The 10,053-nt window shown below is 35.9% G+C and carries 8 protein-coding genes; 3 read left to right on the top strand and 5 right to left on the bottom strand.

Going from position 1 to position 10,053, the window contains the following annotated elements; all coding sequences use genetic code 11:
* Window positions 1-208: 208 nt before the first annotated feature.
* The gene (locus CDA10_RS02585; protein WP_089603949.1) at window positions 209-1,159 is read left to right on the top strand and encodes a GGDEF domain-containing protein; all 951 of its coding nucleotides are present in this window, start codon (window positions 209-211) and stop codon (window positions 1,157-1,159) included.
* Between the two features lie 73 nt (window positions 1,160-1,232).
* Here CDA10_RS02585 and CDA10_RS02580 read toward each other — a convergent pair whose 3' ends face one another.
* A complete protein-coding gene (locus tag CDA10_RS02580; RefSeq protein ID WP_089603948.1) occupies window positions 1,233-4,643 on the bottom strand; it encodes a DEAD/DEAH box helicase in 3,411 nt (1,136 codons plus the stop codon).
* A 194-nt stretch (window positions 4,644-4,837) separates the two neighbouring features.
* Here CDA10_RS02580 and CDA10_RS02575 point away from each other — a divergent pair, with 194 nt between their 5' ends.
* Both CDA10_RS02575 and CDA10_RS02570 read left to right on the top strand, forming a co-directional pair.
* Complete coding sequence (locus CDA10_RS02575) at window positions 4,838-6,001, top strand: acyl-CoA dehydrogenase family protein (protein WP_089603947.1); 1,164 nt, start codon at window positions 4,838-4,840, stop codon at window positions 5,999-6,001.
* Window positions 6,002-6,080: 79 nt separating this feature from the next.
* Window positions 6,081-7,250 (top strand): acyl-CoA dehydrogenase family protein, encoded by a 1,170-nt coding sequence (locus CDA10_RS02570; RefSeq protein ID WP_089603946.1) that lies wholly within the window; start codon window positions 6,081-6,083, stop codon window positions 7,248-7,250.
* Between the two features lie 58 nt (window positions 7,251-7,308).
* On the opposite strand, the gene CDA10_RS02565 is transcribed toward CDA10_RS02570, so the two are convergent.
* From CDA10_RS02565 to CDA10_RS02550, 4 genes are all read right to left on the bottom strand, one after another.
* Window positions 7,309-8,046, bottom strand: a complete 738-nt coding sequence (locus tag CDA10_RS02565) for a hypothetical protein (protein ID WP_089603945.1) — start codon at window positions 8,044-8,046, stop codon at window positions 7,309-7,311.
* A 15-nt stretch (window positions 8,047-8,061) separates the two neighbouring features.
* Entirely contained in the window at window positions 8,062-8,679 is a 618-nt protein-coding gene (locus CDA10_RS02560) for a DUF6915 family protein (protein ID WP_089603944.1), read from the bottom strand.
* Between the two features lie 258 nt (window positions 8,680-8,937).
* Entirely contained in the window at window positions 8,938-9,429 is a 492-nt protein-coding gene (locus CDA10_RS02555; RefSeq protein ID WP_089603962.1) for a GNAT family N-acetyltransferase, read from the bottom strand.
* Window positions 9,426-10,025, bottom strand: a complete 600-nt coding sequence (locus tag CDA10_RS02550) for a TetR/AcrR family transcriptional regulator (protein WP_089603943.1) — start codon at window positions 10,023-10,025, stop codon at window positions 9,426-9,428. Before CDA10_RS02550 ends, CDA10_RS02555 begins: the two co-directional genes overlap by 4 nt.
* Between the last annotated feature and the right edge of the window lie 28 nt (window positions 10,026-10,053).

The raw sequence follows: 10,053 nt of genomic DNA, 5'->3' as shown, positions 1-10,053 counted from the left end.
TCTGCAATAGCAGAGGGTGTTTTTTATGCTCGTTTGTTTATTTCATTCTCTAGTTTATCTTTACTTGTTAAATACAATTTTATATATTGCCTTGATTGTCTAGTTATTTAATCTAATTAAATAGTTTTATTGAAAAGTTTAATAATTTTGCATATCTAAATTTTGATTAACCTAGCTAGCTATATATCAAAAGTCCAAAGGGATAAACATGAGTGATCGAAAGCAGGATGCTTTAAAAAGTACATTAAAAATTAATGATACATTTTATAAAACACTTTTAGAATCAACAAAAGCAATTCCTTGGCGAATTGATTGGGCGACAATGCAATTTACCTATATTGGCCCACAAATCCAAGCGTTATTGGGTTGGTCTACTGATAGTTGGACGAGTGCAAATGATTGGGCTGAGCGTATCCATCCAGATGATAGGGAAAAGGTTGTAGGTTTCTGTATTTCACAATCAAAGGATGGTGTTGATCATGAAATGGATTATCGAGCTTTAACGATGGATGGTCATTATGTTTGGATACGTGATGTCGTACATGTCATTCGTGATGATAATGGTGTGACAGAAACGTTAGTTGGTTTTATGTTTGATATCAACGAACGTAAGAAAAATGAAGAAGAATTATTGAGGTTACAAAAAGAATTAGAAGCCTTATCTTATCAAGATACATTGACAGAAATTGCAAACAGACGCTCATACAATGTTTTTCTAGAATCTGAGTGGGATATTGCCATTCGCAATCAAACTCAAATTTCTGCAATTTTGGTTGATATTGATTTTTTTAAAAAATATAACGATAGCTATGGTCATAATGCAGGCGATGTTGCATTAAGGAAAATTGCACAAATATTAAAATCTGAAGTACGTTCTAGAGATTTAGTGGCACGATTAGGCGGTGAAGAATTTATTATTATATTACCTGCAACTTCTCAGATAGATGCAAAGGTGATTGCTGAACGTATACGTTTGCGTATTGCTACAACCTCAATTAAGCATGATGCTTCATCTACTTTTTTAACGGCTAGTTTGGGTGTCGGATCTGTTCTCCCCAAACTAGGTGATAATTCTGAGTATTTTATTGAAATCATTGATAAGCAACTTTATAGAGCTAAAGAAGAAGGGCGAAATAAAGTCATCGAACTCGGATGTTAAATTAATTTATTGTAATTAATTGATAAAAAAGGAGTTAAACTAAAATCACATGGTTGTCTTTGCCCATTTGAGTTTAATCCAATAAACTCATTACATCATCTTCAGAAAGTTTTACTTCATTTTCATGGTCAATACTGAGTATCGATTTTGCTAGATTAGCCTTATTTTTTTGCAGAACTAAGATTTTTTCTTCAATACTTTGATTAGTAATTAATTTATACACAAATACTGGTTTGTCTTGACCAATTCGCCAAGCTCGATCAGAGGCTTGATCCTCAGCGGCAGGATTCCACCATGGATCGTAATGAATCACTGTATCAGCAGCAGTAAGGTTTAGACCTACACCACCTGCTTTTAGGCTGATTAAGAAAACAGGAATATCACCAGTTTGAAAAGCAGTAATGACCTCATCACGTTTTCTAGTTTGTCCAGTCAACTTAACATGTTTAATTTTTAGTGTTTTTAAATGATCTTCAATCAGTTGTAACATGGTCGTAAATTGTGAAAAAATCAAAATCTTACGACCTTCTTCAACCATATCTTGTATCATTTCCAATAAATAATCTAATTTTGCTGATTCAATATTTTGGTTTTTGGTATGTTCAAGTTGTAAAAGGCTTGGATGACAACATACCTGACGCAGTTTAAGTAAAGCACTCAAAATTTGAATTTGACTGCGGTGAAAACCTTTAGCTGCAATAATTTCACGAATATTCTTTTGCATCGTTGCTCGTACAGCTTCATAGAGTTTAGACTGTTGAGCGTTCATATCGATATTGACTTCAATCGTTGTTTTCTCAGGAAGTTCTTTGGCAACTTCTGTTTTTAAACGACGTAACATAAAGGGTTTAATTCGAGAAATGAGTTTGTTTTTTAAAGTAATATTGGCATGTTTTTCAATCGGATTACGATATTTCTTATTAAAAGTTTCCTGACTATACAGAAATCCGGGCATTAAGAAATGAAATAGAGACCACAGTTCACCTAGATGGTTTTCCATTGGTGTACCTGTTAAACATAATCGATGTTTTGCCTTTATTTGACGTGCTACTTGTGATGCTTTGGCATTTGGATTTTTAATATTCTGCGCTTCATCCAAAATAAGTAAATGATATTCATAAGCAAGTAAGTACTTTTCGTCACGACCTAACAGTGGGTAAGTGCTGAGAATAACATCGGCATTTTTAATCTCTTGAAAATGTTCTAATCGATCATGGCCTTGTAAAACCAAAACGTTTAATTCTGGAGTAAATTTCTCTGCTTCTTTACGCCAATTTTGCATAAGTGATGTTGGCGCAATAATCAAGGCAGGACATTGTTCTAAACGTCCTGCTTGTTTTTCAATAAGTAGATGTGCCAATGTTTGAGCTGTTTTACCTAGTCCCATATCATCGGCGAGAATCCCACCATGCTCAGTTTCACGTAAAAATTGTAACCATGCTAAGCCTTGTTGTTGATATGGGCGCAGCTCACCTTGGAAGCCCTGTGGTGTTGGAATTTGATTTTGATAACCTTGTTGTAATTTTTCAGCAAATTGTTTGAGGCGATCATTGCTTTGCCATGGCATACCTAAATGATGTTGTAAGTCGAAAAACTGCACAGCATCATAACGATCAAATCCAGCAGTTTCAGGATGTTGTAAGATTTCTTTTAAGTAGATAAAAATAGGTTTGATATCTTGAACTTTTAACGCAAGTTGTGGATGGTTGAGACCTAAATCTACTGTGAAATAACCATTTTCATCTAATTGTTCAAGGAATTCAGGTTCTAAAATGATCGGCATACGGGCAACAAGATTGCCTAAGAGTTCAATTAAATTATAGGTCTGACCCTGCATATCTTGAATGGTTGCACCGACATTAAACCAGTCTGGTTTTTCATCTGATTCAAACAATGAAAATTCAAGATTTTGAGCAACTGTTAAATTAAACAAACTGTTGGAAGTATGTTCAACTTTCCACCCTATTTTTTCTATTTGATTGTCTGGGAGGAGTTGGTTAATCCAATCTGTTGGATTTGCACAAACGACTGAATTTTCAGTGATATCATCAAATGCAGGACGTTTGTTTTTGTTAATTTGTTTGATCCATTGTAATGATGGAACTGCATTCTTTAAGTGCTCAATTTGAGCTTTTTCTGCATTTAAATCGCGTTGCTGTCTGACAGTTTGCTTATTAAAAAAGGTGATAAAATTTTCATCTGGAAATCCAGCTTTTATACGTCCTGTTGGGTATTCAAACTCTATTTCAGCCATCGCATAGTGATGCATTTGACCTAGACGATCATATTGTGGAAATGTACCAAAATGCAAAATGGCTAAAGGTTGCCCCTTGATTATTTCTATATTTTGGGCAGATTGAGCTTGAGGTAAATCTTCAAAAATTGAATAAGGTTGAATGACTTGCTCAAATTCAGCCAGAAGCTCAACAGGCATTTGTGGCATATTCAACAATTCTTCAATCATTTCACTAGAATAGGAAGATTCCAGTACGCCAATCTGATTTCTTAAGGTATCTAAATAGCTCAGTGGATGAGAATGAATAATATAAATTTGCTTAGAATGTTCAGCATCAAGCTTTTGATTATATTGATCAAAAAATTGAGCTTTTAATTTTTCAGTTTGTTGTTCCGGGCGCATTTGCCAATTAAATTCAATTCGATAGTTTTCATCTGACCATGACAAAGCAGATTGTGAAACATTTAAACTATAACAATCCCCACTGGCAATCGCTGTTTTTAATTGCTCTTGATAAATTCCTGAAATGTCCCATGCAGAAGGATAATAATGAGGATTGTTAAAATTTAATTTGGCAAAAAAGTACAAATGATTAAAGATTTTCTTTTCTTCATTACTTACTTTTAAACGACCATTCAACACATTGTCATAACTGGTATATGGTGTGGTATCACGAATTTGTCCATCTTTATTACGACGAACCTTATATACACTGAGTTGTAATTTAGCTGAATTTTTTTTAGGCTGAAAAAGATAGATCAATTGATGATTGGATATCGTATTTGATGATTTAATTTGCGCAAGCTGTTGTCGAAATTGATTGAGCCAAGTTTTAGCCGTGTGATGCGTTGGACTGCTTGACGTTGTAGAAAATTGAGGTGTTGAAGATATTGTGGTGATGGAATCTAATTGTTGAGTACTGTTTGTTGTCGTTTGATTAAGATTTAAGTACTGTCTAAATGGCTTTTCATGTTGATGATCATAAAAATATCGAGCCAGTGCGGCAGCATGTTTGCAGTTATAGCCCACAGGGCAACTACATTCAGTATCTGTAATTTTATTTTTTGAAAGGTGAAATTGAATGACTGTTTCGTAAAAATCAGTGCCTTCAATTTCTGCACTGATAAAAAGATAGTCACTTTTGAGGTGAATTTCTAAAGTTGTTAAATCAATTTTTTTGACATAACTCATACTACGTTGAATCGTTGCTGCGTTAAAACGTGATAAAAATTGAGTTAGGTTGGCCATCATTTAGAAAATAAAATTTAGATCAAATAAGCGCTGATTGTAACTGATTTTAAGTAAACTATTAAAATTTTATCAAGCTGTATTTGGCGGAAAGTGTCATGATTTTCAATGTAAATTGATCATTTTTGCAACTTGAAAATACTTAAAATCTGTCAGTATAAGCTTTGAAAAATAAAGCAGGAATACAAATATAAATGATACCTAACCCAATTTATTATACAGATCAACATATTGCATTTGCTGATTCAATACGAAAATTTGTTCAAAAAGAATTAATGCCATATGTGAATGAATGGGAAGAAGCAGAAACTTTTCCAAAAGAATTATATAAAAAGGCAGCTGAAATTGGGTTATTAGGTATTGGTTTTGATGAAAATTATGGTGGTATTGCTGACACGGACGCATTCCATATACTTTTATCTTCAATCGAATTGGCGAAAACTGGATCAGGTGGTTTATGCGCTTCATTACTTTCGCATTCTATTGGCGCACCCCCCATTAATCACTTCGCATCACCTGAAATTAAAGAAATGGTATTGAGCCAAATTTTAGCAGGTGACAAAATTTCTGCCTTGGCAATCACTGAACCGAGTGGTGGTTCAGATGTTGCAGCATTAAAAACTAAAGCGATACGTGATGGCGATGACTACATTATCAGTGGAGAAAAGACCTTTATCACATCTGGTATGCGTGCAGATTATTACACCGTTGCTGTCCGTACAGATCCTGATGCGAAAGGCCCGAATGGTATTTCCATGCTATTGGTCGATGCACATAGTCAAGGGATCACAAAAAGTAAATTGGACAAGATGGGCTGGTGGGCTTCGGATACGGCACATTTACATTTTGATGAAGTACGTGTTCCTGCAAAAAATCTGTTGGGTGCAGAGAATATGGGCTTTCTTGTGATTATGAATAATTTCAATATGGAGCGCTTTTTCTTAGCTGCGAGTAGTTATGGCTTTGCATTAACGTGTTATGAAGAAGCTTTGGAATGGGCAAAAGAGCGAAAAACTTTTGGGAAACGTTTAGTCGATCATCAAGTCGTGCGACATAAATTAGTAGAGATGGCAACACGCTTAACTACGACAAGGGCATTACTGGAAGACACTGCTTATCGTCTAGGCAAACCTGAAATGCAAGGCAATGAAATGATTGCACAAATCTGTATGTTGAAAAATGTCGCAACACAAACCATGCAATTTTGTGCAGATGCTGCAGTGCAGACTTTAGGTGGTATGGGCTTTATGCGTGGAACCAAGTCTGAACGGATTTATCGAGATGTTAAAGTCAATATGATCGGTGGTGGTGCAGAAGAAATTATGAAAGATCTTGCAAGTCGTCAATTGGGCTATTAATGTTTTAATTCAGCGTCACTGTGAATAAAAGCTAGATTTTTAAAGAACAAACGATAGGAAAAATAGGGAATAACAAAATATGGATCATTTAAATAACCCGATTTACTACACTGCGGAGCATCGTGCATTTGCGGATAGTGTGAAGAAGTTTGTTGAAAAAGAAATTTCTCCCTTTGTGAATGAATGGGATGAGGCTGGAACATTTCCACGAGAACTGTATCGAAAAGCGGCGGATATTGGGTTACTGGGTTTAGGTTTTGATGATGAACATGGTGGCATTTCAGATGCCGATGCTTTTCATGTGTTTTTAGCTGCTGTAGAGACTGCAAAAGCAGGCTCAGGCGGTGTACATATTTCATTGATGATTCATACGATTGGGACGCCACCCATTCATCATTTTGCTCAACCACACATTCGAGACCAAGTGATGCCGCAAATTATTTCAGGAGAAAAAATTTCAGCGTTAGCCATTACTGAACCGAGTGGTGGTTCTGACGTTGCTGCCTTGCAGACGAAAGCCATCCGAGATGGTGATTACTATTTAGTAAGTGGTGAAAAAACTTTTATTACTTCAGGAATGCGGGCGGATTATTACACGGTTGCAGTGCGTACTAATCCCGAAATTAGAGGTGCAAATGGTATTTCGATGTTATTGGTCGATGCACATAGCGAGGGGATTACTAAATCTTCTTTGAAAAAGATGGGATGGTGGGCATCGGACACAGCGCATCTGCATTTTGACCACGTAAAAGTCCCTGTAGAAAATCTGCTAGGTGAAGAAAACTCTGGTTTTAAAGTCATCATGAAAAATTTTAATATGGAGCGCTTTTGGTTAGCGTCCATGGCTTATGGTTATGCATTGGTCTGTTATCAAGAGGCTTTAGAATGGTCGAAAGAGCGTAAAACATTTGGAAAACGCTTAGTTGATCATCAGGTAGTACGGCATAAATTAGTAGATATGGCGACTCGTCTGACTTCAACACGTGCATTGTTGGAAGATACAGCTTATCGAATGGGGCAAGCTGAATTACAAGGTAGTGATTTAATTGCGCAAATTTGTATGGCTAAGAATGTTGCTACACAGACCATGCAGTTCTGTGCCGATGCGGCTGTACAGACTTTAGGTGGTATGGGTTTTATGCGCGGCACCAAGTCTGAGCGTATTTATCGTGAAGTCAAAGTCAATATGATTGGTGGTGGTGCTGAAGAAATCATGAAGGATTTAATTAGTAAGCAGTTGGGGTATTAACTGTCTGATGAATAATAAAAAGTGCAGTTCGCCCCCGCACTTTTTATTATTTTGTGGTTTATTCTAGTTCAGCCAATTCTTCCAAAGAGATTTGACGAACTTCAAAAATAGGTTGTTTCAAAAAGGCATTTAATGCTTTTAATTGAATAAATTCTATACTATCTAAAGCGATTCCTACAATACTATCTTGTTCAACATCGTAACGAATATCAGGTGTTTGTTCGATAAACTCTTTAAGTAAACGAGGGCTATCACTTAACTCGGAAAGTGATTTATTCATCAGTGCTTCGAACTCATCATCCATAGCATAGATATTGGATTCCCATGAAACATCGTTAAAGTTCTCATCTTGACTAGAAATGATGCTGCCAGTTTCGTATCCAGTGAAATAGCTTTCTTCTGAGTGAACCCAAAGAACATAACAGGGTTGACTTGCATCAACTTCGAGTAACTGATACCACACGATCCCTGAAAGTTTGGCAAATTTGAAGGCATCATCTTCGTTAAGTTTGGGAATTTCTCCATCGTCTATGTTAAAAGTTTCTCCAGTTTTTTCTAAAATAAAAGCCTCAAGCTTTTCATAGACTTCGTCATCTGCTTCACCATTACCAATATCATAATTGCAGAGTTCATCATAATATAGGCCTTTAACGACCAATGCTTTGTATGCCTTTTCAGCTTCGGTCTTGTCTGTGTATATTTCCTTGATTGCGCCAGTTGAAACATGGTTGGTAAGATGCCATTCATCATTGTAAGCAAAGTCATTTTGACGAAGAACGTATTGGATATTGCTCATAATATTCCCCTTGAATTAAGCAATTTTAATTTTTAAGTCTTGTAATTTAGCTGCACTCGGTGGCACAGCCATACCATTGTCCATCCAAAGTTCGAAACGCATTGGATTAAAGAAAAAATCGGGGCTAATATCAAAGTCGATAAATTTAGCTTCACTTTTGCCCATCATGGGCAAAATGGTATTGATAAACCAACTGTTATGAGTAATCAATAATGATTTTAATTGTCCTGTCACGGCTAATGGTGAAAGCAGGGTTGCAGATATTTTAGGGTCATCAATAACATCGCAGTGGAATTTTTCTAATCTTTTTGCTAACCCATCTGTAGGAATATCTTGCATCGCTGCTACAAAATCGCCTAAGGTCGGAATAAAGCGATGGTGAAAATCGACCAGTAAATGATCTTTTTCACACAGGTCTTTGACCTCGATACTTTGACCAGCGCTATTTTCAAAATAATGTCCAAAAATAGGAATAATAACTTCCTGAACACCCCAAAAAGTATGCAGAATACGGTGACGATTATCAGTACAAAGCATCTTGGTACTGTCGATTAAAGCATGGATGTCAATATAGTCTTCAAGTTCGCCACCTCGGCGTTTGACTGAAATATGGGCATGTTGTACTGGGTTCATATTTATTTAGAATTATTTGCGTTACAAGAGATTAGCAGTTTTTGATTTAAAGGAAAATATAAATAGGAGGGTGAGCGTTAAGCTGTGTCGCAAGTTGAACGCTATTTTGAAGATTTTTATGTGCATGTATTTAAAAGAATATAAATTTTTTATTGTGAATTATTCTATCAGCTTTAATTTTTTTATTTCATGAAATAAAATGATCGAAATATACCTGCTTATGAATATATACAGAGATTTGAAATATAAAAATTGCTATCAAAGTACACGCCAATCCTCATTAATAATCGCCCAACGTTCATGATCTTTCCATTCACCACCTATATTTAAGTATTGTTTAGAAAAACCTTCCTTCACGAAATCGGCTCCCGCAATCAAGCGAATAGATGCAAGATTTTCAGGCTGAATATTCGCTTCAAGACGATGTAAATTTAGAACATGAAATGCTTCATGTAATAGTAGATTTAGACCCAAACGCATATAACCATGTGCTTGATAAGGAGAGAAAACCTCATAGCCTAAATATGCGGAATGAAAATGTCCTCTGACAATATTGGAAATATTAAACGTGCCAATGATTTGATGTGTTGCTGTAAAGCAAAGAAAATAGCGTCCTTCTTGCTGTAAATAATTTTGAAAATTATACGGTGGATAAGTCCAAGGTTGATGTAAAGATTCACTATTTTTATAAGCGCTTTCAACTTCGATAAGGTCAGAATCTTGAGGTTTTCGTAAGTAGACAATGCTCATTTCAAAGCCATTTCCCATATCATATCGGTAAGTTCATCAACACTGACTTTGCCATTGGGTTTATACCATGTGACTGTCCATGAAATTGAACCACCCAATAAACGTCGCCAGATAAAAGCATCATGCTGAATCTTTTTAACATCACACAACTTTTGAATCACAGCCAACCAAATGTTTTCATAATCATTGCGCAGCTTTAACAGCTCTTCTTGTTTTTCTGTGGAAAGTGCAAACCATTCATGGACTAAAACAGCCATGGCAGAACCTGTATCACCACTAATTGAAATCAATTCAGCTTTGATTAAATGTTTTAACTGTTGTTCAGGATCATCTGACTTTTGAATCGCATCGAGTAGGCGAGCATGGTTATAAATAATAGTTTGTTCCATGACATTGGCGAGAATGTCATCTTTACTTTTAAAATGATGAAATAGGCTACCTGATTGAATTCCAATAAAATTTGCTAATTCACGGACGGTGGTTTTGGCATAACCTTGCTTATGAAACAGATAAGCCGCACCCAATAACAAACGTCCTTTCGGGCTGTCATCGAAACAGGCAATGGCTTGGATATCATCAATTGAACGAGCAATCATAGCGTAGGGTTTTCCATAAAACTCATCA

This window comes from Acinetobacter piscicola (genome assembly GCF_002233755.1).
Classification (GTDB): Bacteria; Pseudomonadota; Gammaproteobacteria; order Pseudomonadales; family Moraxellaceae; genus Acinetobacter; species Acinetobacter piscicola.
This window is presented reverse-complemented; position numbering and strand designations above follow the sequence as displayed.

Excerpts from the sequence above, each read along its gene's own strand:
- CDA10_RS02555 (WP_089603962.1), bottom strand. The coding sequence starts at position 9,429 with ATGAGCATTGTCTACTTACGAAAACCTCAAGATTCTGACCTTATCGAA.
- CDA10_RS02565 (WP_089603945.1), bottom strand. The coding sequence starts at position 8,046 with ATGAGCAATATCCAATACGTTCTTCGTCAAAATGACTTTGCTTACAAT.
- CDA10_RS02575 (WP_089603947.1), top strand. The coding sequence starts at position 4,838 with ATGATACCTAACCCAATTTATTATACAGATCAACATATTGCATTTGCT.
- CDA10_RS02580 (WP_089603948.1), bottom strand. The coding sequence starts at position 4,643 with ATGGCCAACCTAACTCAATTTTTATCACGTTTTAACGCAGCAACGATT.
- CDA10_RS02560 (WP_089603944.1), bottom strand. The coding sequence starts at position 8,679 with ATGAACCCAGTACAACATGCCCATATTTCAGTCAAACGCCGAGGTGGC.
- CDA10_RS02585 (WP_089603949.1), top strand. The coding sequence starts at position 209 with ATGAGTGATCGAAAGCAGGATGCTTTAAAAAGTACATTAAAAATTAAT.
- CDA10_RS02570 (WP_089603946.1), top strand. The coding sequence starts at position 6,081 with ATGGATCATTTAAATAACCCGATTTACTACACTGCGGAGCATCGTGCA.
- CDA10_RS02550 (WP_089603943.1), bottom strand. The coding sequence starts at position 10,025 with ATGATTGCTCGTTCAATTGATGATATCCAAGCCATTGCCTGTTTCGAT.